This is a genomic window from Fuerstiella marisgermanici (assembly GCF_001983935.1).
Taxonomy (GTDB): Bacteria; Planctomycetota; Planctomycetia; order Planctomycetales; family Planctomycetaceae; genus Fuerstiella; species Fuerstiella marisgermanici.
In genome coordinates this window covers 3,693,772-3,717,498 of record NZ_CP017641.1, presented here as the reverse complement: position 1 = coordinate 3,717,498, position 23,727 = coordinate 3,693,772, and the positions used below count along the sequence as shown (strand labels likewise).

Below are 23,727 nucleotides of genomic sequence, written 5' to 3'. Positions count from 1 at the left end.
GCCGTCCGACTTACGGTGTAAGAATGCGGAAGCTATCGCTTAGCCCAACTTCCCCAGCAGCCGCACAAAATGTGGTTGCAGAGAATTTATTCGGCGTGTTTTTGTTATCGATTTTCCGAAAGTCCAGCGTTTGAAATCTGAAACACGATGTAGTGACGACCTCTGATCTGGCCGGTCAGAGATCGATCGGTAGCATTTGCGATCATGTTCATTCGCCAATGCCATCGAATCAAAAACGGTCGTCGCCACGCCTACTGGGCGCTGGTCGAATCGTATCGCTCGGCCAGTGGGCCGCGGCAGCGGGTGGTCGCGTGGCTGGGGAAGCTTGACGAAGCCGGTCGACTGGGCGTCCATCAGGCGGCGGAAGTTTTGGCCGGTAGCGATGAGGTTGCACCCGGTGTCACCGCTGATCAGTCACAACCGCTCAGTCGACAGATGCGATTCGAGTTCGATGATGATGCGTCTGCCGTGACTCCGCGATGGGTCGAAGTCAACGCCGCCGGAGTTCGTGTGGAAAACCTGCGACAGTTCGGCGGGCCGTGGATGGCTCTGCACCTGATTCGCACGCTGCAACTGGATACGTTCCTGAGCAACGCGATCCCTGAAGGTCGTGAACTGGTCGGCTGGGATGTGAGTTCGCTGATTCTGATCATTGCGCGGCTGCTCGAACCTGCCAGCGAACTCTTCACCGCCGAACAATGGTATCCGAAAACGGCACTGCGGGATCTGCTCGGCGTGAGCGAAGAACGTGTGAACGATAATCGGCTGTACCGCACACTCGATCAGCTGCTGCCGCACAAGGACGCATTGGAAACGCATCTGAAGAATCGCCTTGGCCATCTGTTCGATCTCGAATACGACCTGCTGATGTATGACGTCACCAGCACTTACTTCGAAGGTCAGGCCGAACGCAATCCGCTGGCTCAGCGTGGCTATTCGCGCGATAACCGCAGCGACTGCAAGCAGGTCTGCATCGGGCTGGTGGTGTCTCGATGCGGAATGCCGCTGGGATACAAGGTGTTTGCCGGCAATACGGCCGACGTTACTACCGTGGAACACATCGTCGAAACGATGGAAGCACGCTACGGGAAAAGCGATCGCATCTGGGTCATGGATCGCGGCATGGTGTCGGAAGACAACATCGAATTCCTGCGCGAAGGCGGTCGACGCTACATCGTCGGCACTCCCAAATCGATGCTGAAGAAGTTTGAACACGAGCTGCTGAAGGAAGACTGGACCAGCATTCGCGATGGCCTGGAAGTCAAGGTCGTGCCGTGGCCCGGCAGCGACGATCCGGATGAATCGGAAGACTGCAACACATCGCCGGAGACATTCATCCTGTGTCGCAGTCGCGATCGATCAAAGAAGGAAGAAGCGATCACACAGCGCTTCGAAAAGAAGATCGAAGAGTCGCTCATCCGCATGACGGCGCGGTGCGATAAACAGAAACGCGACCCGATGAAGGTCGAACGTGAGATCGGCCGGCTGCTCGGAAAGAACACTCGAGCGGCAAAGCTCTTCGACGTGAAAGTCACGAAGACAGATGACGGGGCCGCACGCATCGAATGGTCAAAGATCGAAGCTACGCGTGACTGGGCGACTCTGAGTTCCGGATGCTATCTGCTGCGAACGAATGTCAGCGACTGGTCCGACGAAGAACTTTGGAAGGCGTACATCCAACTGACCGAAGCGGAAGCCGCGTTCCGAATCCACAAAAGCGATCTTTCGATCCGCCCGATCTGGCATCAGAAGGAGGACCGTGTTCTGGCACACATCTTCGTGTGTTTTCTGGCGTATGTGTTGTGGAAGACGCTCGGCCAGCTGTGCAGCAAAGCAGGGCTGGGCGACGAACCGCGCCGTGTGCTTGCGGAGCTGTCGGAGATCCGTTCGATGGACGTCGTCCTGCCCACTCGCACCGGCCCGGAGATCCGCACCCGCTGCGTGTCAAAGCCCTCCGACCATCAGCAGATTCTTCTGGAAAAGCTGAGCCTCAAACTGCCCTCAAAAATAATCCAAAAGCAAATGTAGTGGAAACTTCTGGCCGCTCACCCCACAAAACACTGCCTTCGTGACTCCAGTTGGGGAAGTTGGGTTAGGTCAAAACGTCACTCCGCAGGCGCTGCACCGTTTTCCTGAGCTGATTGCCTGCGATGTAAAGATGCTGCGCGATCGCGGTCTGCAGATCGAATCGGCCCTGCAACTAAGTTTTGGTTGGCCGGTCGTGTCGGCAGCAAAAAATGTCTTTGCCTGAAGAATTTCACGGGCACTCAGCCCACGATTTCATGAATCACCCGCGCGGGAAGCACGCCCGTCAGGCGCAGGTCCAGACCTTGTGTTCGGAAACTCAGGCGTTCGTGGTCGATTCCCAGTTGATGCAGCAGCGTTGCATGGATGTCGCGAACGTGGGTCGATTCGCCGACGGGGCCGAAACCAAATTCATCGGTTTCGCCAAAAGACGTGCCTGGCTTAAAGCCACCGCCGGCGAACCACATAGTGAATGCATCAATGTGATGATTCCGGCCTGTGGATTCACGAACCTCACCCATCGGCGTCCGCCCGAATTCACCGCCCCAGACTACGATCGTGTCCTTCAGCAAACCTCGCTGTTCAAGATCGCGAATCAGGCCTGCACATGGCTGGTCGATGTCGCGGCAAATCATTGGCAGATGCGTTTCAAGGTTTTCTGTGGCACCTCCGTGATGATCCCAGTTGGTGTGATACAACTGAATGAACCGAACGCCTCGTTCGACAAGCCGCCGTGCCAGCAAACAGTTTCTGGCGAAGCTCGGTTCATTCGGATCCTTGATTCCGTACATCGCCAGCGTATCAGGAGTTTCGCCGTTGGTATCCATCAGCTCCGGAGCGCTTGATTGCATCCGGTAGGCCATTTCGTAGGCGTTGATGCGAGTTGCAATTTCTTCGTCGCCGGTATCAGCCAGCCGTTGCGAATTCAATTTTCTGACGGCATCCAGGACCTCAAGCTGCTGGCTGTCTTCGACGCCCGCAGGAGTTGTCAGGTTTAATATTGGTTCGCCCTGATTGCGCAACGGAACCCCCTGATATGTGGTGGGTAGCATTCCGCTTCCCCACAGCACGGCTCCTCCGCGGGGACCACGAGGTCCGCTTTGCAGCACGACGAAGCCAGGCAGGTTGTCGCACTCACTGCCCAGGCCATAGGTCAACCAAGCGCCAAGACTGGGGCGTCCAAACTGCCCTGTGCCTGTGTTCATGAAAATCTTCGCCGGGGCGTGGTTGAAGAGATCAGTCTTGCAGGTGTGAAGAAATGTCAGCTTGTCCACGATACCGGCGGTGTGTGGCAATAAGTCGCTGCACCATGCGCCGGAGTCGCCATACTGTTGAAACTTACGCTTTGTCCCCAGCAGGTTCGTTCGGTGGCTGCTGTTCATGAAGGCAAAGCGTTTGCCCTCCAGATAGCTTTGGGGCATCGGTTGCCCGTTTAACTCCGTCAGCATCGGCTTGTGGTCGAACATGTCCAGCTGCGACGGCCCGCCTGCCATAAACAGAAAGATGACTCGCTTTGCTTTAGCTGGAAAGTGAGCCACCTTTGGATCCAAAGGTCCAGTGGCGGAAGGTTGAGCAAACGATTGCGGCTGACCGTGCAGCAGATCTCCAAGCGCCATGGCTCCGACACCGATGCCGCAATCACGAAAAAAGTGACGACGTGTTCGTTCCTGCAATTGATAGGCGTTATTCATAGCAAACTTCCGCTACTCACGAGTGTAGGTTTCATCCAGATTCAGAAGCGTTCGAGCAGCGTTGAGTGGAGAAAGGCCCTCAAGAACTTTCCGTTCTTCCTGCCGAGGAAATCGGGACGTGCAGCGTCGAAAAGCAGTCTCGATGCCGTCACGCTGGATGACATCAGCAAGCGATTTTGCGAACTCAAAAAAGTTCGCGTCGTTCATCAGTGTCAAGGCCTGCAAAGGTGTATTGCTGCGGTTGCGTCGAGTGCACGTACTCAGCCCATCCGGGGCATCGAACACACTGAGTGATGGTGGCGGCGTCGCTCGGTAAACAAACGTGTAGAGACCTCGGCGATAACGGTCTTCGCCGACACTTACCGTCCATGAACGCTTGACCTGCCCCTGCCCCATTACTCCTTCGGGAATTGGCGGGTACACGGGCGGGCCGCCCATTTTTCGAGACAGCAGGCCGCTGACAGACAGGGCCACATCGCGCACGATTTCAGCATCCAGCCGCAAACGACGCTGGCGAGCCAGCAAAATATTGTCGGGGTCCTTCGCCTGCAGATCGCTTCGTGTTCGCGATGACTGCTGGTAGGTGTGCGATGTCACAATCGTGCGATGCAAAGCCTTCAGGCTCCACCCCTGCTCGACAAAATTCACGGCCAGCCAGTCAAGCAGTTCTGGGTGTGACGGCGTTGTTCCCTGTAGTCCGAAGTCGTTTTCGGTTTCCACCAGACCGCGCCCGAAGTACTGCTGCCAGACACGGTTCACAATCACTCGAGCAGTCAGTGGGTTCTCTGCCGAAACGATCCAGTTCGCAAGATCCAGGCGAGTTGCTCGGTCGCTGTCGGTTGATAGTGCCGGCAGGACGGCAGGGGTGCCGCTGGTCACTTCTTCAGCAGGGCGAGTGAAATCACCTTTGATAAAGACGGTTGTTTTGCGAGGTTCTGTTCGTTCCTTCATTACTAAAGTCGAAACGCCTGACGCAAGGGCCCGCTCAATTTCGGCCAGCCGCTGTTGCTGGCTCAGAAATTCCTGATCAGCCTGCCCCGGACCTAGACCGAACAACTGCAGCAGTTGCTTTGTGTTTCGTTTTGCCTTTTTAGTACTCAAGGCTTTCTGAATATCTTTCGACAGCGCTTTCCTTTCATCTGGCCCCAACTGCGATTCCCAGGCATCTAATTGGTCGGAGGCCCCATCCACTCTTGTGCGAAGTGCGGACTGCAGCTGTTTTCGCTCCTTCCTCAAAGCAGCGACATCAATTTCAGGATCGTAAACGGTTAAGCTCGGTTCATCCTGATTGTTCAGGAACGCGAAGAACTGATAGTACTCCCGCTGCGTAATCGGATCGAACTTGTGATCATGGCACTGAGCGCATCCGATGGACAATCCCAGCCAGACGGTGCCGGTGGTTGCGACACGATCAAAGACACTGTCGATCCGATATTGCTCGGGATCAATACCGCCTTCCTGATTGATCTGCGTATTGCGATGAAATCCCGTTGCCACCAGTTGCGGGACAGCAGCATTCGGCAGCAGATCGCCCGCCAGCTGCTCAACGGTAAAGCGGTCGAATGGAAGATCCTGGTTCAGCGAGTCAACAACCCAGTCTCGATATTTCCAGATGCTCCTTGGAGCATCAATCGAGTACCCATTGCTGTCGGCGTAGCGAGCCTGGTCGAGCCACCATCGCCCCCAGCGTTCACCATACGCGGCAGACTGTAGCAGGCGTTCGGTCAGCTGACTGTAAGCGAGGTCCGGGTTGGCATCAAAAGCCGCAGCGAAGTCATCAACCTCCGGTACGGTCGGAGGCAATCCGGTTAAGTCCAGACTCAGGCGACGAATCAAAGTCATCGGGTCAGCCAATGGCGACGGTGACAGCCCCTCACGCTGTAGACGTTCCTGAATGAACGCATCAATGGGATTCTTGATCGATGTTACGTCTGAGTCTGCAGCAGGCGGTTCCACTTTCTGAGGAGGAATGAATGCCCAGTGAGGCTGGTAGTTTGCCTCCTGAGCAATCCATTCGATCAGGATGTTCTTCTGTTCTGGCGAAAGATGCTTTCCTGAGTGGGGAGGCGGCATGAGCAAATCGTCGTCGTCACTCAGGATTCGCCTGACCAGTTCGCTGTCGTCTGGCTTGCCGGGAACAACTCCGATGTTCCCGGATTCCAGCGCTGCCACAGCTCCTTCACGAGTATCAAGACGTAAGCCTGCTTCACGTGTTGCATGATCAAAGCCATGACACGAGAAACAGTTCTCGGCAAGGATGGGGCGTACGTCGCGGTTATAGCTTAGCTGCTGTGCTGCAATTTCAGCTGGGACCAGACTCAACGCGAACAACAGCAGCGATCCATGGAAGCATGCGCGACCGAATCGCCGCATGGAAAAAATCATGAAATAAACCTCAATAATGTCAAACTCAGGACTTACGCAGCAGATACCAGCCGACGCCTTCCACTTATGTGCGATAGGCGGTCAGTGGCGGATCAGGCTTCAAAACTAGTCCAGAGCAATATCACATGTGTTCTCACCAGCCTTGATTGTGAACTCGATGCCACTGGTGGCAGTTTCGGTGTATTTGGGATCAAACGCTGGCTTGGTTTCGGCAATCTTCGAATCGGCACCGTCCAGCATTTCGTCTGCGCTAAGCTCTTCGATGTCAATCATACCTGGAGGCTTCACAAGAACCTTGTAGGTTCCCACTGGCATGCCGTCAAATTTGGTACCCTCACGGTGCCATTCAATTGAATAGTTTCCTTCATCGTCTGTGAATCCAAATCCAGCATACCCCTTATCCATTTGCATAAAGATCACCTTGGTTTCCGGAGCAATCTTCTCACCCTGGAAGGTCACGTTCCCTGTTATGGCTCCGATGTCACCAAAATCAGTGCCTCCACAACCAGCAGCAAACGAGAGAATACCAAACAGTGCAGCAATCGTTCTTAAGCAAATTTTCATCAGGACTATTCCAATATCAGAGTTCAGTGTGATTGGCGACGACACATTTTCATCAACATGCGCAATGTGCTGCGTGCTGACCAAAAAAAGCCGGCAGCGTCCACGGCAGTCAGAAGACCGAATGGACGCTGTCGCAGCGGTTGGCAAACATGGATTTGATCAACGAAGGTGAAGGCGTGCTTAGAATTCGCCAACAACCTGGCCGTCGTCTCGTGTGGACAGCTGCTTCAGTGTTTCGAGATTCATGTTTTCGGAGATGAATCGGACGGAACCATCCGCCAGAAGAATCTGAACGCCTCCTGTATGCATTGAATTCAGTGGATTGTTCGCTCCTTGATTGCTGCCCATTCCGGGAAACAACTGATTGGCAAACAATTCCTGATTCGGGCTGTAGCGGATGGTTACCATGTTGAAACAACGTTGATCACCCTGAGCGGTTCCGCCCGGATCAAGATTCGGCGGAGTCCCCGCTGCCCGTGTTCCCATAATCCAGCCGTGCGTGGTTCCGGATGGGGAGACCCATGAAAAGGTGCCGTCCAGCCGTTTGAGCCGTCCAGACATTTCCCCCAGATGCATCGTATTGCTGGTTCCATCAGTACAGTCTCGCATCTTCATCCCTTTGTTGGCCACCATCATGCCTCCGCCGGAAATCAGGCCAAGGGTGCCGTCATTGTAGATGCGAGTTTCGTTAAACGACGTCATATCCACGGCGCCACCAATACCTGCATAATGAGCAAACGGAGCTCTGACACCCGCGTTGTTTTCGTTAACCGGTCCTGCTGACGACGGACACCGCATAAAGGTCATGGGGCCGGCAGACAACACAAGGGGCTTATTTCTGGCACCGGAAGAAATGGCCGTGCCCCCCGCTTCACCGATGTAACCGGGAGAACGGCCTGAACTCAGGTCAAGCGATTGATATAGAGGGCCCTGCTCAACATATGGCAACAGAGCACAATAGAAGCTGGGGCCGAAACTTGTGCCGCCGTTGGATCGGGGCACCTGAGAATGGACTGCACCGGGAGCAAACTGATTGTAAACGTCGTGATAATTGTGAAGCGCCAAACCAAGCTGCTTCAGGTTGTTTTTGCACTGGGTGCGGCGGGCCGCCTCCCGTGCTTGCTGCACCGCCGGCAGCAATAATGCGATTAAGATTGCTATAATGGCGATCACGACCAGTAGTTCGATCAGGGTAAACCCTCGTGCAGACCTCTTCATGAGACAACTCCAAAACCCGAATAGAAATAGGAAACTCGGTATCTGACGTTGTACTTCTCCGCGAAAAGGCCGATTCCCCTCCGAATTTCTTCACACTCATGAAATTTTCATGAAGTTTCCCGCCACTGTTGGATTTCAGGCGAAACGATGGCACTTTTGATGGGGAATTCGTGACCTTGGTGGAGATCCCTCTTAGATTAATCCGTTTCGCACGTCAGACGGCTCCCTCTTCTTAAAGGACGTTTAGCGTTTTTCTCCGGCCTGTTACGATTTCATGACCGATCCAGGAAACGAGTTCGCCAGACTGTTGGTGCGTCACGATCGAGAACTGCGTCGATACATCGCGACGTTTGTTCCTCGACGCGATTGTGTGGAAGAAATTCTGCAGCAGACTGCCGCGACGTTGTGGGAAAAATTCAGTGATTTCGACCGCAATCGCGAATTCGTGCCGTGGGCCATTCGCTTCGCATATTTCGAGGTGCTGAATTTTCGAAAGCACCAGGCACGCAGTCGTTTCATATTCAGCGACGAGGTGTTGTCAGCTATCGAACAGACCCATGATGAACTTGCTTCAGAACTTCAGCATCGGCAGATGGCACTTCAGGGGTGCCTTGAGCAACTGCCGAACAAAGACCGGATGTTAATAACAAGACGTTACAGCGATTCCTCTACGATCAAGTCACTGGCTGTAGAGACCGGTCGGACCGTCAAGACTTTGTACAGGCGACTCGACAGAATTCGCGATTCGATCGCTACGTGTGTTGAACGAAAAATGGTATCGAACAGTCAGTAACACAGAACTAAAACGACAGGGAAGAATCGCTTGAGCGAGCCGAGGAAAATGATTGAAGGTGATTTGATTCGTCGATATCTCGACGACAGGTTGTCAGCGGACGAATTTGCAGAATTCAACGAACGACTGTGCTCGGATGAAGACTTTCGGAGGCATTACGTCCGTCTGGCAGACATGGAGGCGTGCCTTTACGACGAATGCTGCGAATTGCCACCCAACTCGATCACTGCGAAAAACTCGCGCGCATCTCAGTGGCGAACGTTAGCAATATTATGCAGCGCTGTGGTTGCGTGTGTGCTCATGTTATTCGCTCGAAATCTCTTCTTGCCGGGACCTCCGGTAGAGATGCCGATCGGACAAACAGATCCCGAGCCACCTGCTCAGACGGATGTCATCAAAGATCCCTTTGCCATGGACCAGGGGCCGGCGGTGGTGCATCCGGATGCTGCGGTCATCGTCATTGCTGAAGCCGAAGACAATCCGGAATTGATCACCGGCAGGCGACTCAAACCGGGCATCGTGACGCTGAAGACAGGATACACTCAGCTGGAGTTCATGAGCGGAGCGGTGGTGGGGCTGCTTGGCCCTGGGCAACTCCGCATCGAATCCAAGGATGCTGCAACTCTGCTATCCGGACAGGTCACGGCTCACGTTCCCGATCGAGCAAGAGGGTTTGTTTTGAATGCACCTGGTGCGGCCATTGTAGACCTCGGGACAGAGTTCGGCGTCAGGATCAACGACACCGGGACGTCGGAAGTGGCCGTGCTTAATGGTGAAGTCGAACTTTCGTTGCTTGGCGACGACGGGAACACTTTGGTCAGCCAGCGAGTGAATGACCTAAGAACCGTTCGAGTGGACTCTGAACTGAAGGTGCTGACGGAGATGCCACGTTCCAGCGAAGAGACTCCCCGCATCCGCCCGTCGGCCGAAATTCCGTTGCCAATCAGCGACGAGTACGTAAATGCAATTCACGAAGGCGAACCGCTGATTTACTGGCGTTTCGAAGAGGCAGATGGTGGCACGATTCGCAACGAAGTCGGTGACCGATGGTCCGCAGTTCTTCAGGCCTCAGACACTGCTTCGGACAGTATCCGGGTTGCAAATGGACATGTGTCCTTTATTCGATCAGATTCCTCCCGCTTCCTGTCGCTGAGCGAAGGGATTGCAGGATTGAATGAGGGGCCTTTCAGTATCGAATTCTGGATGAGGCCGGATGATCTCGCTCATGCGACGGCAGTCGGGATCTATCCGGAAAGTGATACCAACGCGAGCCTGCATTTGAATGTCATCGAAATTGTGACGGACACTTTCATGATCCATGAACCCGGCGCGTTGCGTTTTCTACATCGCAGCCCGCCGGAGAGGAACTACGAATTTGGGAAGAATGTTTTTTCCGCTGGTGTCTGCGTTCCGCATCAATGGCAGCACGTTGTTGCGGTCAAGAATTCGGATTCGCTGGAACTCTACTACAACGGTCAACTGGCGCAACGCGTGCAGTCTTCCGAAATGCATGGAGGGGGAACGTTTCAGCTCTTGCTGGGCGAATTGAGGACCACGGTCACTGATCGGCAGTATTCCGGCGCTTTGGACGAATTTGCCGTCTATCGTCGCAGCCTGACTCCCGCAGAGGCCGCCAGGCATTACGCCTTGGGCACCGGTCGCAAATGAGGAGCACAGCGGGCAGGATCATTCGCCTTGTGCAACCGCAGCCGACATCATGCTGGCGTGATTGCCAGCTTGCCGCTGCAAAGGTTTCTTTGCGTGGCATCCGGACGCTGGCCGATCGCAAACTGCTTCCGCACGGCAATAGTAGAAATCGGTCTGGGTCACTTCGCGTGTCGCAGTACGCCGTGCATCCACCGTCAGCTTTTCATGTCGCTTCTGAGTCAGCGGTTCTGTGCACGAGTGCCTCGAAAGCTGTCGCCCAGCGAGAATGTGCTCATCGACTGATGTCTAGCTGGACAGCGCCATGTTGGTGCGAATGTTAACCCGAAGTGTAAGCGAGGGATCGAGTTGCGACGAATCCCTCGCTTACGCATCGGGTTAGCCAAAACACGGCCCAATGACCAAAGGCGGCGCTGTCCAGCTAGTCCAGAAACCTGGCGACCGCCGTCGTGCCGTCTGGCACAATCTCCACTTCCAGCGGTGCGTCGCGTTCGGTCTTGTCGACGTTGAACGTCAGGCGGTGCTGGCCGGCGGTAACGTCGAGCGTCACTGTCTCAAACAAGCCTACCGGTACTTCGTTGAGCCGCAGCTTTAAGCCATCCACGGTGTTGAACTTGAGAACAACAGTGCCCGGCGTTTCTGCTTCCAGCACGCAACGAGTGAAACCGACGCCACGCACTCCTGCCGCCGAGCGATTTTTAACCGACACAACCGGAATGTCATTCAACGGCAGCGAACCAGCCACCGTGCTGTATTGATTCTTCCACGTAAACGCCGGATCATCGGTTGCGGCCATTGAGTAGCTGGTGCGTCGAAGGCGGAAGGCGGCTTCGTCTGTGGCATTCATCACGGTCCAGGTGCGAGCCAACTGGCGGCGGCTGATGGTGAAGTCCGGCGTTCGGCCGAGTTCCGAAAGGAACCTCACCAGCGACGCAACTTCGCGGTCGGTCAGAGCATCGACCTGGCCTTCAGGCATTAACGATAGCCCCGGAGCAATCTCATCGATTTCTGCACGCGGAATCGTGATCAGCTTGTCCTCCGCGTTGCGGATGACCACTTCCTTATCGGACTGCTTCACCTGCACGCCGGACAGCAGCTTGCCCGCCAGCGTTACGACCACAATGGTGTGGTAGTTTTCCTTCACCTTCGCATTCGGGTCAAGTAGTGATTCCAGAAGGTAGTCCGGTTGAGCGCTACCGCCGAGACTCACCATATCCGGCCCGACTTTACCGCCCGCTCCGCCGATTGCGTGGCACTTCAGGCAGCCGAGCTTTTCGTTCCGATAGATTTTTTCTCCCTCAGCCGCCGTGACTTCGGTCTTCGCCAGTTCCAGCAGAGCCGCGCGTTCTTCGGCAGAAAGTGACTTGCGGCTGGTGATCTTTCCGGCCGTCCGCAACGCGGCCTCCAACGCTGCTGAAGCTCGCCCGGACTCACGAACGACTCGCAACATCTCACGAGCGACATCCGTGTCCAGTTCTGTGTTCGCCAGTGCCTCCGCCAGCACGGCGTCGCCTTGTTTGACGGCAAGGAAACTGCGCATCAAATCTTCCGGGTGATCCTCCACCGACATCTGCGGCAACAGCTTTGCTACTACGGTCGCTGCCGTTTTAGGCTGGAACCCCGTCAACATTGCGCTGGCGTGCTTCCGCAACTGCATCGGAGCCGTCGTATCGTTCGCCGTGGCCTCCAGCACGTTGCGAGCTTTTCCGGCGCGGCTAAGCGCCAGCCCGTCAAGGGCGGCCATGCGGTCTGCCAGTTCGCCGTCCTTCTGTGTAGCCACGTCGGTAAGCAGCGGAATATGGTTGGCGACTTTCCACTGTCCGACTGCCTTGAGTCCGACCTGCCGCAACGGTTTGTTGCTGCTGCTAAGTACAGCGGTGACAGCGTTGTCTTCCAGCGGAACCTGCAATTTGCGGCCGCTGGTTTGATTCAACGCGGCCTGAATGGCCTGAGGATCGTTCTTCGTGATCGCCAACGCTACCATTTGGGCAACCTGTTCAGCGCTGCCTGACGCCGCGACCAACTGCGTGGCTTGTTGACGCTGTGCGTCTGTTGTTTGCGGCGAATACAATCGCGTCAGCAGGAAGTCGACCGGAGCCCCCTTGCCGACTGCTGAAAAGGCGGCCAGCAGATGCGATACATTGCCGCCGAAATCGATTTCGCCAGCTTCAAATGACGGCAACCATTGGGACGACAGTTCGCGCGAAGTCAGCCAGATGGCGTAGTCCAAAAATGTGTCGCTCGCGTGGTCGGTTGCCTGCAGAGCGACTTCAATCTTTGATACATCCGCCGCCAGCTTCTTAGCTTGTGCAGCAGCGTCGCCGGAATCACGCGTCGCTCGGGCAAGTTCAGAATCGGCGTTCGGGGAAAATGAAGTGGCTCGCACACCTTCAAGGCGAACGCGTGGATGAGTGTCGTTTACCGCTCTCTGCAACCAGTCTTTTGCGGTCGACGCCAGCGGATACTTCCAGTGACTTAGCACTCGCACGGCTGCTGCGCGCACCTTGTGATCTTCGGCACTCAGCAACTGCTGAAGCAATTCCGGTTGAATACTTCGCAGACTCTGATAACACCACAACGCCTCAAGCCGAAGCTGTTCGGTGGCCGGTTCGTTGGGAATTCCCGCCGTCCATGTTTCCAGCTCCGGCAGGATCGAATCGCCTCGCTGCCGCAAAAGCTGTTTCGCCGCTTGACGCTGAAAATTATCGTCGCTCTTCAACAGTTCCAGCAGCTCAGTCGTCTTCAGACCACGCAGGTCATTCCACTCACGCTTCGGAGCCCCCTTCCAAGTGACTCGCCAAATGCGACCGTGAGTGTGGTCGCGGCGTTCGTCGCGGAAGTCGACTTCGCCGTGTTGGATGATCGGGTTGTACCAATCGGCGATATAGATCGCTCCATCCGGCCCCAACTTCACATCGATCGGACGGAAGGCTACGTGGTCCGACCACACGACTTCCTGCTGTTCTCGCGACACGAACCCCGATCGATCTTCTGACAGATTGAACCGGCAGACTCGATGACCGCGAAAGTCGTTTGTAATCGCGCTGCCCTGCCAATCGGGCGGCAGCATCGGCGTTTCGACAATCTCCAGGCCGCAGTGCTTGGGGCTGCCGGGGTTCAGACCGTGCAAAATCTGAGGTGCGTTGGCGGCGGTGAAGTAGTAAGCCCCCGGCACGATGTAGTTGATGCCCTCGCCCCCCGCGCCGTCGGTCGCGAACGACTGGCCAAAGCGGTCGAAGTGGTGTCCCCAGGTGTTGACGAGTCCGCGCATGAACACACCGAGCTCCAGCGTTTCCGGACGGAACTGCCAAATGCCGCCGGCGTTCAGTCGTCGCACGCCCCATGGTGTTTCGATGTGGCTGTGGATGTAAATCGACTGATTGAAATACAGATAGCCATCCGGCCCCCACCGCAGCGTGTGCAAAATGTGATGCGTGTCTTCCGTGCCGAAGCCGGACAGGACGATGCGTTTCGAATCGGCCTTTAGGTCGTCGTCGGTATCGGCGAAGTGCAAAAGCTGAGTGCTGTTGGCCACGTATGCGCCGCCGTCGCCTGGCGCGATGCCGGTGGGGATTAACAGACCTTCCGCAAAAACATGAGTTTCATCCGACACGCCGTCGTGGTCGCGATCTTCCAACACGACAACTCGATCCGAAGGTTTCGCGCCGGGTTCAATGTGCGGGTAGACTTCGGAGCTGACGATCCATAGCCGTCCGGCTTCGTCAAAGTTCATTTGAATCGGCTTGGCGATCTTGGGATCGGCCGCAAACAGGCTGATTTCAAAACCGTCCGGCACCTTGAAGGTGGCTCGTTCCAGTTCCGGATCAGGAATGGGAATGTCTTTGAGATCGCGTTGAGCGAACGTTGTGGGAGCAACGGTGCAGATCGCCGCGACGATGGCCAGAAGACGAATTCGTTGATGGAAAGGTATGGTCATTTTAGGCATGTGTATTTAGGTAGGAAATTCGGGCCAGTAGCTCGGGCAGGGGGCACTGCGACTCCTTCGAAACGCGTGCAGACGAAAAACGGAGACGTGACTGAGCGGCGTTGTCATTCTGAAGCGACACGCCGCCCGGTTCGTTGTCACTATTTCTCAACCGTCTCCTTTGTGCGGATCGTCACCGTCTGCCACTTCGGTTCGCGAGCTTCAAAGATCTTTGCTTCCAGTTCCTGAATCAATGGATCGAACATCGCAATCTCGCTGGCATTGTTGCCCTGTTCGTGTTTGCGGAAACCGAACAGGTACGTGATATTTTGGGGCCGCCAACGATGGAAGTAGAGTTCGTTTTTCTGAACGGTCAACTCAGCCAGTTCCCGGTATTCCGCCGGAATTGTGCCAACGAATTCTCGCTTGTCCCGACTCAATTCGGGAAGCAGATTCACGGATCGTAACGCGTGAGCCTCGTGATCGTCTGCAGCGGTAAGTTCAACTCGCAAATCAGCCCCACCAATAACCGCGACCTTCATCGGAAACGGCGACACCAAATCGCGGCGGACCTCGCACTGCAGGATGACATTGGGCGAAGAATTCCACGTGACGTTGCGGAGCTTCCCGGCGACGCATTCAGCGGACTTCGCTGCCAGGTCGACGTTGATACTGGGCGATTGAGGTTTCCGGCCCGTCAATCGTTCGCTGACTACCTGAGCTGCCGCAAGATAGCCGGCGTCATTCCAGTGCATTCCGTTGTCGGTCCAAACGCTGTTGCGAGCGACGATCAGTTCCGGATGCTGGTCGGCGTCCGGCATGGCCTGGTGACTGGGATGTAGAACAGAATCCGCGTTCGCCATCTCGTCCACAAAATCAGTGAACAGGTCGATGGTGTGGACGGTGTCGCCGAGCTTTCGTGCGGGCGACGTAAACTGCTTCAGACGGCTAGTCCAAACCGTCGCATCGGGCAGCGGTTCGGGCATGCGGACAAACGGGTGAGGTGTGAGGAACACGATTTCGGCGCCCGTCGTCTGTAGGTCAGCGTGCAGCTTTTGAATCTGCTGTTCGAACTTCGAAACTTCAGACGCCGCCGACGCTTCAACCGGAACGCTCATCGCTTCGTTCTGTCCGTAACACACCAGGATCACCGACGGGTCTTCGGCACGGACGTGTTCGATCAGCCGTTCGTAGCCCTTTGCGGGCGTATCAAAAATGCCTCGCGATTCTGCGAAAGCAGTATCACCACTCCACCCCAGATTCCGAAACGTCACTTTCGCTGCCGGATTCGGATTCAGAGCACATTCCAGGTGTCCGTATTGTTGAGCTCGCTCAATAAACGTTCCGCCAATCAGCACCACGTGATCGCCGTCGCGGCAGCGGAATCGGCCGTCGGCAAATCGAGTGGGACCGCCGGTTGGCGTCCATGAGGCGTAGGCGATTTCGCCGAATTCTGTTTTCTCAAGCAGCGACTTATCGGCCGGTTTCCAGTCGCGGTCGTTGAAGTCGGTTTGCTGCCAACCGACGGGAGGCACATCGGACGTGGCTTTCCAGTTCGTCAGCTTCTGGGGCTGCCCCTTGTGAGGTGTCAGTTGGACTGCGAGCTTCGGTTTTTCCGCCTTCGGTGCGGAAATTGAAATGGCCACGCTGTTGGTGCCGTTTCTGACCAGCGGGTTGACGTCGAAACTCCACGCCTTCTTATCGGCCGCACGTCCTCGAACCAGTCGTTGCCCGTTAAAGTACACCGTGACCGCGCCAGTCGACGCATCGACCAGCAATTCGGTCGTCGAAGTTATTGCGTCGGCCGGCTTCAGCGACAGCGTGTGCCTTAACCACACGGACGATTGTTCGCTTTCTGAATCGCTGCCGTCCTGCGAAACGGCCACTGTTTCCACCGGATGTAACGTGGTGGAAAGCAGAAAAATCAATCCGATCAACAATGTTCTTCGCATGTCTCGCCCTAACGCGGGAGGCCCGCACCCCATTTGAACGACCGCTCGGAAATGCTCCCGATGGTCGCTCTGCAAACATTGACTCAATGTGAACAAGTTGCCTTCAATCAGAAGTCTCAACAAACCAAACTCAGCCACATTCCGGAAACCATGTTAGCAAAACCCGAGTCGCCGCACAGGTAGACGTCGCCAATGACGGTTCCATTCGGCCGGAAGGGATTTCCCCTTCGGCTGGGCAGCGAAAATCTGGCGAACCTGTACAATCCGGTGGAACCTCAAACCGTTCAACACGATCCACATCGAAGAAGACTCATGCCCACACCCGGCCACTTTCCTTCCGTTCGACTACGCCGCAACCGCCGGACCGACTGGTCACGCCGACTGGTCCGCGAGAACTCGTTAAGCGCCGCAGATCTGATTCTGCCGATCTTTGTGAAAGAGGGCGACAACGTTTGTGAACCGATTGAATCGATGCCCGGCGTCAACCGCTACAGCATCGATCGTTTCGTCGAATTTGTCGCTCAGGCAGCAGCGGCTGGCATCCCTGCGATCGCCATCTTTCCCGTCACGCCGCTCGAAGCCAAATCTGAAGACGGCGACGAAGCACTGAATTCCGACAACCTCATTTGCCGCGCCATGCGAGCCGTCAAGGACGCGAAGATTGATGTCGGACTCATCGCCGACGTTGCTCTGGACCCGTACACGACTCACGGCCAGGACGGCGTTATCCGTGACGGATACGTAGCCAACGACGAAAGTCTGACGGTGCTAAAACAGCAGGCGGTCGTGCAGGCATCAGCGGGCTGCGACGTGATCGCTCCGTCCGACATGATGGACGGACGAATCGGCGTGATCCGCGGGGCACTCGACGAAGCGGGCTACCAGCATGTGCAAATCATGGCGTATTCGGCCAAGTATGCTTCCGCCTTCTATGGGCCGTTTCGCGACGCCGTCGGTTCTGCGGGCAACCTTGGCAAGGGCGACAAACGAACGTACCAGATGGATCCGGCCAACACCGACGAAGCTCTTCAGGAAGTCGCGCTGGATATTGCGGAAGGAGCCGACATGGTGATGGTGAAGCCCGGTATGCCGTATCTGGATATCGTCCGCCGCGTGAAAGATGAATTTCGAGTGCCCACGTTCGCATACCAGGTGAGCGGTGAATATGCGATGCTGTCCGCAGCGGCCGCCAACGGATGGCTCGATCGTGAACGTGTGATGCTGGAGAGTTTATTGTCCTTCAAACGAGCCGGTGCGGATGGCGTGTTGACGTACTTCGCCCTGGAAGCTGCAACACTGGTGGGCCAATGAACGTTGTCGTGTTAGGAGCCGGGACGGTCGGCAAGACGGTCGCCGAAATGCTGTGCAATCGCGGCATCAACGTGTGCGTGATTGACGAACAGGCAGACGTGCTGCGGCGCGTGAGCGAACGCCTGGACGTGCAAACCGTGTGCGGTTCGGCGTTCGACGTATCGAAGCTGTTTCAGGCGGGCATTCAACTGGCGGACCTGTGCCTGGCCGTCACCAGTCGCGACGAAGTGAATCTGGTGAGTGCCAGCATTGCACGAGAAATGGGCGCCAGTCGTTGTGTGGCTCGCGTGTTCAACCCCATCTTTCGTGACAAAAGCACGTTCGACTATCAGCGACACTTCAAGGTGGATAGATTGATCAGCCTGGAACACCTGACAGCTTTGGAACTGGCCAAGCACATTCGCAGTACATCTGTTCTGGCCGTAGAAAGCTTTGCTCGCGGCGGCGTCGACGTGCACGGAATCCAGGTCGGTCGCAAAGCGAAGGCGGTCGGTGTGCCGCTGCATCAACTCAACCTGCCTCAAACCGTCCGAGTTGGCCTGATTGTCAACGCCGAACGTTCCGTCATCCCTGGCGGCTACGATGCGGTGCAGCCGGGCGACCACGTCACACTGATTGGAACTCACGGCGAACTCGAAAAAATCGCCTCACTCTTCGAAGACCGCGCGTCCGAAAGCCCTCGCGTCGTCATCGCCGGTGGTGGCGAGATTGGCCTCAACCTGGCTCGCCTGCTGGAACGAACTCGCTGCCGAGTGACAGTGATGGAGCAGGACCCCGACCGCTGCGACTTCATTGCAGAACGCCTGCCCCGCTGCACTGTCCTGCACGCCGACGTCAAAAGCCGCGCCGATTTAGAAGAAGCTCGCGTCGGCAAAAGCGACGTCTTCGTGGCCTGCACTGGGCGTGACGAAGAAAACATCGTGTGCGGCGTGGAATCGAAAGAACTCGGCAGCAAACGACTTCTCACAATCGTCCGCAGCCCCGACTACGCCAACGTGCTGGAACGCCTGGGCATCGATGTCGCCGTCAGCCCGCGCGAAGCGATGGCTCGCCAAATCATGGGCCTCGTCGGCAAAGGACCAGTACGAGAACGGTCACCCATCATCGGCGACACCGCGGAGGTCTGGGAAGTCGAAATCCGGAAAGGCGTTCCCGCCACGAAAGCTCCGCTACGCGATCTGTCACTGCCGCAAAGCCTGGTCGCCGCGATCGAACGAGGCGACTACGTCAAAGTCCCCAACGCCGACGATCAACTCAAGGCCGGCGATACAGCCATCCTCCTTGTCCAAAAACAATCCGAAGCCGAAATCCTGAAAATGTTTTCCTAGGCCGGTATGCACCGGCCGGCGGTTGGCGTGGTGGGCGGGTGACGATGGGGAAGCTGAAGCGCCGGCGGTGCTCCCGGTGGTCGCTGGGAGGGGCGGGGTGATTCGCCGGGTGGTTGGCTTGGGGTGTGGGTGACGTTCAGGAAACCCGATGTGCCGGTTGAGCCCGTGACGGGCGCAAAGATTGTGCGGCTTTGGAAATGGCCACTCCGTCGCTTCAACCCCTCCCGCAATTCATTGTGGGAGGGGTCGATCGAGCGAAGCAAGATCGGGGGAGGGCCGTGCGCGGCACGTGATTGGTATGCTCGACTGCAACAGCGCGTGCCCCCTCCCGGACATCGCTTCGCTTGTCCGACCTCCCCCAACGGCTTCGCCTGGGAGAGGTAAAACGCAAGGCCTTTGTTCAAAAGCCGGGCGATGTCTCTAGGCGCAGTGGTCGCCAAGGCCGGCGATGGGATCAGTTGGCGAAGGAATTGCCGGATTGAATCAAGCCATCCTCGCTGTTGTCGACTTTGAACTGCCAGCCAGCGGTGCGAGACATGCGGCAGTTGGTGACGGTGATGTCAGACGAATTCTTCAACAAGAGACCGGAGCCGCAGTCACTGAAATTCAGAGCGTTCAGCAGCATCCCGGAACAGCCTTCAATAATGACGGCACCCTTGTCTGTGTCAAAGGCATGCACGGTGTTACTCGACAAAACACAATCGTCGCAATCCTGAAAATGAATCGTGCCGGGACGTTTGAACTGGCGAGGATTCAGTGTGTTTCCCGTTACGTTGATTCGACGAGAATTCTTCACGGTCAAATTCGCTGGCTTCGGCGCGAAGAAGTTGTTGGCGTTGATGGCGACATCAAGTGCGTAGTTGATATCGATGTTGGTTGTGGTATCGCTGAGAACATTGCCGCTGATTGTGACCGAATCGATCGGGTAGATCTCTTTGCCAGCGAGGCGAATGTTGGCGCCGCCGGGAGCGTTTGTTTTTCCTTCCACTTTGGAATAGTTGGCTGAATGCTGAATCGTGCAGCCGGTAATGGAAATTTCAGCAATCGATTTCGTCCGGTCGCCCGGTGACGTCGACACGTCGATCAGAATATTGGCAGTCTGCGTCGGCGTTTCGTCGCCGGGCATGTTGCCTTCGATGTCACAGCCGCTGACCTGCAGGTTACGCACATTGCCGTCTCGCACCACAATTCCGCCCTGGCGGTTGTATGAGATATGTGAGTTACCAACGTTGATCTGGTGCAGGTTGACGTCGTCAAGAAAAACGCCCACGCCTGAGTTCTCATAGAGATGGCAGGTGTCGATTGCCACGTTGCGATTGCGGTCGACAAGATGAATGCCATGTCGGCACCAGCGAATGGAAACGCGACTAATGGTCGCCGCCACCGTGCGTTGCAGTTCGATACCATCGGCTTCGGGATGAACTCCTAGAATTTCAATATCGGAAATCACGGGCATGCGTTCATTCCACGTGGTCGGTTTGAAACTTTGTGGCGAAGCTGTGCCTTCATGGCCGCCCAAAATTTTCAATGCCGGACCGGGACCGTCCATCACAAGAGTTGCTCCGCCCTTCGCCGAAATCTTTACGGCACCCAGCTTTAGCAGGTCGAAAACCAGCGGCGCAGTGATGCGGTACTGCTTGTCGGCGCCGAGAATTAGATCCCCACTGCCTTCGTTAATTTTGGCTTGCAGCTCGGCGGTCGCATCGGGCAGCGATTTCAAATTGGGAATCTGTTCGAGCACTCGATTCCCCTGAGCCAGCACGGGGAGTGAGTTCAGAGCGATCAGCAGGACGGTCGATCCGGTCAAAAAAAGGCGGCGAAGCATGAGATGACTTTCGAGGAACGGTAGGCAATTTCTTGCGGATAATTTGGGGAGGGACAACTGTTTCAGAATTCGGCTTTGGACCGAAGCATGCGTGGAACAACTGCGGCTCATTCATTTACGGAGTCAGACTTAGCAGCCGCTCCGCAAACATCCGGCCTACGGCCAGTGTCCCCGCAGAATCGTAGTGGGCTGAATTTGCGATCGTGGCTTTAGACGTATCAACGTAGTGGCGCAACGGGTCCCGTTTGGCCAGCAATCGTTGTTGTTCGACAATCATTGGCATGAACTTGTTTGTGCCCTGGCTGAACTGGGTGTTCACCGCGATCAGCGCCTGCATTTCTGGCGCATTGATGTCTGTGCGAAGCTGGCCGATCATTGATCCCAGACGATGCGCGTATTTCGGACCGTCTTCGGCGTTTGCGTCGCTTTCTCCCTGGACCCACACCAGCGCGCGAGGTTTCAGTTCGATGCCGTTTCGTTTGGCCGCGGCAATGGCCGCCTTAAATTCGGACAGTAGAGCCCGATAGCACGCGCCACTATCGCCAGGATCGGCATGGTTCCAGTCGGTCCTCATGCCAGTGCCGCTGAAGGCAACCTTCAGTACGGCCAGCGGCGTTTTTTCTTTGGCGATCAGCGTGCGAGCCAGCCCGATCTCCGGGCCGAAGCCGCCTTCCGGTTGAGCAAAATTTCCATACTGCCGGCCAGTTCGCGGTGTAATCGGATCGCCCAATGGCTGTGGCTGAAGATGGGTCCATGTCTGGTTGCTGTGAGTATCGTGCTGGTCAGGCGGTGGGTCGCCACATTTCCACCAGAACAGAATTTCTTTGTCGGCAGCATCGGCTGGCAGGTCACTGGGCCTGGCATTGAACCCGACGGCGTTGGACTGCCCGGCGACGATCAACAGATCCATTTGCTTGCTGACGGCGGCCGTTTTTCGCGTCAGTTGGTTCTCACACGGTTCGATCGACGCTTCGTGCTCTGCTTTTAGTTTTCGAATGGCGTCGATGACGTCCGGATGGTCTTTGGCGATGTCGTATTCTTCGCTGGGATCATGTCCCAGATGGTACAGCAGCGGTGGGTCGTGGACCTTAGCCGCTTTCTGGCCGACGTACGACGTCTTGGTTTTGAAGTGAGCCTTATACTGTCCCATTCGCACAGCAAAACATTCTTCACCGTGATAGTAGAACATGTTTTCGCGAGGACTCTTTTTACCTTCAAACAGCACGGGCGAAAGATCGAAGCCGTCCAGCGTGCGATCGGTCGGCCTGGCGGCTCCGGTGACGGTAGCAAACGTTGGCAACAAGTCCAGGGTGCTGCCCGGGTCCATCACGACAGCAGGTTTGATCTTTTTCGGCCACCAGAAGATTGTAGGTTCGCGCATGCCGCCTTCCCACGTTGATCCTTTTCCGTCTCGCAGCAGCCCGGCCGATCCACCCTGTTGTTTGAAGGTTTTCCATGGGCCGTTGTCAGACGTAAACACGACTAAGGTGTCTTCGTCCAGCTTCTCTTCACGCAGCGCGTTAAGGACCTGTCCTACGGACCAGTCGATTTCTTCGATTACGTCGCCGTAAAGGCCTCGGCGGCTGACGTCCGTGAAATCCTTCGACACAAACAGTGGCACGTGAGGCAGGTTGTGCGCGAGGTAGATGAAAAACGGTTTGTCGGCGCGGTTGCGAATCAGCTTCACGGCCTCTTCGGTAAACCGTTTTGTAATGGTGTGCTGGTCGGCCGGACGTTCGACAATTTCCTCACCGCGCATCAGTGGTACGTTGAAGTATTCGGTCTTCGGATTGTTGAAGCGAGCTCGACCTTTGGGAGTATTCTTCACGGCGTCCATGTCGTTGGAATACGGAATGCCAAAGTACGAATCGTAGCCGTGGCTGGTGGGAAGGTACTGAGGCAGGTGGCCCAAGTGCCACTTGCCAACCGCATGAGTCGCGTAGCCGTGCTGCTGCAACATGCGACCGATCGTCACTTCCCGGGCCGGAAGTCCGCCTTGCGAATCCGGAAACAGAACTCGCCGCTTGTCGGAACACATGCCGTTGCGAATCGGGTACCGTCCCGTTTGCAGGGCCGCTCGACTGGGCGTACACACGCAGGCGGCCACGTAGAATTCCGTCCACTTCTGTCCTTCTGCCGCCATGCGATCAAGATTCGGCGTCGCGATGGTGGGATGCCCGAAGCAGCCGAGGTCTCCGTAGCCGAGATCGTCGCAGAAAATCACGACGATGTTCGGCTGTTTGGCCTGCGCCGAAGTTTCAGTCGCAATGAGGTCACGCGATGTGGCCGTCGCAGTGAAGAGTATTACGATCAACAGTAAGCGATTCATATCGGATTCGCCTTCACACGAATGATGGGGAAGTTTCAAACCGGCAAGATCATCGCAAGCCTCTGATTGACTTCAAGCGTACGGCGGAAATGCGGGAAAGGGTACATTCAGAGATCAGGACGTGGACTCAAGTCGTCCGGTTAGTTGGACGCACAAACCAGAGCAATTACGTCCTCGGCTCGCCATTGCGTTGCCCCGCATAGGCCTGGATCGCCTTCCAATGAGTATCGAACGCCAGATCCTGCGGGCCGACGTTGGCGACGGGGAGCAGCTTCCAGTCGTCGATTTCGCCCTCCTGCAGTTGAAAATTGCTGAGCGATGCGACGTGAGCCACGAAGAACAAATCCGTCACCGGGCAGATAACTCCGGAGAACGCGTAGCTATTGGGAAACGACGCCAGAAATTCGTAGCGGACAATTTCCAGACCGACCTCTTCGCGAATTTCGCGCACAAGAGCTTGTTCGGCCATTTCGCCGGCATCCACGAATCCGCCGGGAAGGCCGAGTTTCCCTTTGCCCGGATCTTTGCCACGCACGATGAACAGCATTTGCTCCTGTTCATCCACAATCAAAGCACCGACGGCTGTGAACGGGCTGAAGTAATGAGTGTAGCCGCAGGCGGCGCATGAAAACGGGTTCCCCTGCTCGGCGGAACGAGCTGCCGCGCACATGGGACAGAATTTCCAGGCGTCTTCAATTGGCGTTGAATGGTTCACG

The 23,727-nt window shown here is 56.2% G+C and carries 15 protein-coding genes; 6 read left to right on the top strand and 9 right to left on the bottom strand.

All coding sequences use genetic code 11. The features are described from left to right. Positions 1 to 204: 204 nt before the first annotated feature. Together Fuma_RS13885 and Fuma_RS13880 are read left to right on the top strand one after the other, a co-directional pair. Entirely contained in the window at positions 205 to 2,028 is a 1,824-nt protein-coding gene (locus tag Fuma_RS13885; RefSeq protein WP_077023619.1) for an IS1634 family transposase, read from the top strand. A gap of 40 nt (positions 2,029 to 2,068) precedes the next feature. Next, on the top strand, positions 2,069 to 2,251 hold the full coding sequence (locus tag Fuma_RS13880; RefSeq protein WP_077024660.1) for a hypothetical protein: 183 nt from the start codon (positions 2,069 to 2,071) through the stop codon (positions 2,249 to 2,251). 16 nt (positions 2,252 to 2,267) lie between these two features. Here the strand turns inward: Fuma_RS13880 and Fuma_RS13875 are convergent, their stop codons facing one another. From Fuma_RS13875 to Fuma_RS13860, 4 genes are all read right to left on the bottom strand, one after another. Next, positions 2,268 to 3,716 (bottom strand): DUF1501 domain-containing protein, encoded by a 1,449-nt coding sequence (locus Fuma_RS13875; protein WP_077024659.1) that lies wholly within the window; start codon positions 3,714 to 3,716, stop codon positions 2,268 to 2,270. A 12-nt stretch (positions 3,717 to 3,728) separates the two neighbouring features. Beyond that, positions 3,729 to 6,101, bottom strand: coding sequence for a PSD1 and planctomycete cytochrome C domain-containing protein (locus tag Fuma_RS13870; RefSeq protein ID WP_218922436.1), 2,373 nt, complete (start codon positions 6,099 to 6,101; stop codon positions 3,729 to 3,731). A gap of 105 nt (positions 6,102 to 6,206) precedes the next feature. Further along, entirely contained in the window at positions 6,207 to 6,665 is a 459-nt protein-coding gene (locus Fuma_RS13865) for a carboxypeptidase-like regulatory domain-containing protein (protein ID WP_145944160.1), read from the bottom strand. Positions 6,666 to 6,845: 180 nt separating this feature from the next. Beyond that, on the bottom strand, positions 6,846 to 7,883 hold the full coding sequence (locus Fuma_RS13860) for a DUF1559 domain-containing protein (protein WP_077024657.1): 1,038 nt from the start codon (positions 7,881 to 7,883) through the stop codon (positions 6,846 to 6,848). A gap of 274 nt (positions 7,884 to 8,157) precedes the next feature. On the opposite strand from Fuma_RS13860, the gene Fuma_RS13855 reads away from it, so the two are divergent. Both Fuma_RS13855 and Fuma_RS13850 read left to right on the top strand, forming a co-directional pair. Next, complete coding sequence (locus Fuma_RS13855) at positions 8,158 to 8,676, top strand: sigma-70 family RNA polymerase sigma factor (protein WP_077024656.1); 519 nt, start codon at positions 8,158 to 8,160, stop codon at positions 8,674 to 8,676. A gap of 324 nt (positions 8,677 to 9,000) precedes the next feature. After that, positions 9,001 to 10,344 carry a LamG-like jellyroll fold domain-containing protein gene (locus Fuma_RS13850; protein ID WP_218922435.1) on the top strand — a complete coding sequence of 448 codons (1,344 nt, stop codon included), beginning with the start codon at positions 9,001 to 9,003 and terminating at the stop codon, positions 10,342 to 10,344. A 418-nt stretch (positions 10,345 to 10,762) separates the two neighbouring features. On the opposite strand, the gene Fuma_RS13845 is transcribed toward Fuma_RS13850, so the two are convergent. Together Fuma_RS13845 and Fuma_RS13840 are read right to left on the bottom strand one after the other, a co-directional pair. After that, positions 10,763 to 14,278, bottom strand: a complete 3,516-nt coding sequence (locus tag Fuma_RS13845; RefSeq protein ID WP_158520976.1) for a PVC-type heme-binding CxxCH protein — start codon at positions 14,276 to 14,278, stop codon at positions 10,763 to 10,765. Between the two features lie 149 nt (positions 14,279 to 14,427). Next, positions 14,428 to 16,218 carry an SGNH/GDSL hydrolase family protein gene (locus tag Fuma_RS13840; protein WP_077024653.1) on the bottom strand — a complete coding sequence of 597 codons (1,791 nt, stop codon included), beginning with the start codon at positions 16,216 to 16,218 and terminating at the stop codon, positions 14,428 to 14,430. 312 nt (positions 16,219 to 16,530) lie between these two features. Here Fuma_RS13840 and hemB point away from each other — a divergent pair, with 312 nt between their 5' ends. Further along, positions 16,531 to 17,529 (top strand): porphobilinogen synthase, encoded by a 999-nt coding sequence (gene hemB, locus Fuma_RS13835; protein WP_077028299.1) that lies wholly within the window; start codon positions 16,531 to 16,533, stop codon positions 17,527 to 17,529. Then, positions 17,526 to 18,857, top strand: coding sequence for a Trk system potassium transporter TrkA (gene trkA, locus Fuma_RS13830; protein WP_077024652.1), 1,332 nt, complete (start codon positions 17,526 to 17,528; stop codon positions 18,855 to 18,857). The genes hemB and trkA overlap by 4 nt, the downstream gene beginning before the upstream one ends. Positions 18,858 to 19,311: 454 nt before the next feature. Here trkA and Fuma_RS13825 read toward each other — a convergent pair whose 3' ends face one another. The 3 genes from Fuma_RS13825 to Fuma_RS13815 all read right to left on the bottom strand — a co-directional run bounded on the left by Fuma_RS13825 (position 19,312) and on the right by Fuma_RS13815 (position 23,726). Then, positions 19,312 to 20,682 carry a right-handed parallel beta-helix repeat-containing protein gene (locus tag Fuma_RS13825; protein ID WP_077024651.1) on the bottom strand — a complete coding sequence of 457 codons (1,371 nt, stop codon included), beginning with the start codon at positions 20,680 to 20,682 and terminating at the stop codon, positions 19,312 to 19,314. Between the two features lie 115 nt (positions 20,683 to 20,797). Further along, positions 20,798 to 23,011, bottom strand: a complete 2,214-nt coding sequence (locus tag Fuma_RS13820; protein WP_077024650.1) for a sulfatase-like hydrolase/transferase — start codon at positions 23,009 to 23,011, stop codon at positions 20,798 to 20,800. Positions 23,012 to 23,177: 166 nt separating this feature from the next. Further along, on the bottom strand, positions 23,178 to 23,726 hold the full coding sequence (locus Fuma_RS13815; protein WP_145944158.1) for an NUDIX domain-containing protein: 549 nt from the start codon (positions 23,724 to 23,726) through the stop codon (positions 23,178 to 23,180). Between the last annotated feature and the right edge of the window lies 1 nt (position 23,727).

Bases quoted from the DNA above. Each gene is read 5' to 3' on its own strand.
- Fuma_RS13825 (WP_077024651.1), bottom strand. From the start codon at position 20,682: ATGCTTCGCCGCCTTTTTTTGACCGGATCGACCGTCCTGCTGATCGCT.
- Fuma_RS13845 (WP_158520976.1), bottom strand. From the start codon at position 14,278: ATGACCATACCTTTCCATCAACGAATTCGTCTTCTGGCCATCGTCGCG.
- Fuma_RS13840 (WP_077024653.1), bottom strand. From the start codon at position 16,218: ATGCGAAGAACATTGTTGATCGGATTGATTTTTCTGCTTTCCACCACG.
- Fuma_RS13875 (WP_077024659.1), bottom strand. From the start codon at position 3,716: ATGAATAACGCCTATCAATTGCAGGAACGAACACGTCGTCACTTTTTT.
- Fuma_RS13870 (WP_218922436.1), bottom strand. From the start codon at position 6,101: ATGATTTTTTCCATGCGGCGATTCGGTCGCGCATGCTTCCATGGATCG.
- Fuma_RS13820 (WP_077024650.1), bottom strand. From the start codon at position 23,011: ATGAATCGCTTACTGTTGATCGTAATACTCTTCACTGCGACGGCCACA.
- Fuma_RS13860 (WP_077024657.1), bottom strand. From the start codon at position 7,883: ATGAAGAGGTCTGCACGAGGGTTTACCCTGATCGAACTACTGGTCGTG.
- Fuma_RS13865 (WP_145944160.1), bottom strand. From the start codon at position 6,665: ATGAAAATTTGCTTAAGAACGATTGCTGCACTGTTTGGTATTCTCTCG.
- trkA (WP_077024652.1), top strand. From the start codon at position 17,526: ATGAACGTTGTCGTGTTAGGAGCCGGGACGGTCGGCAAGACGGTCGCC.
- Fuma_RS13885 (WP_077023619.1), top strand. From the start codon at position 205: ATGTTCATTCGCCAATGCCATCGAATCAAAAACGGTCGTCGCCACGCC.
- hemB (WP_077028299.1), top strand. From the start codon at position 16,531: ATGCCCACACCCGGCCACTTTCCTTCCGTTCGACTACGCCGCAACCGC.
- Fuma_RS13855 (WP_077024656.1), top strand. From the start codon at position 8,158: ATGACCGATCCAGGAAACGAGTTCGCCAGACTGTTGGTGCGTCACGAT.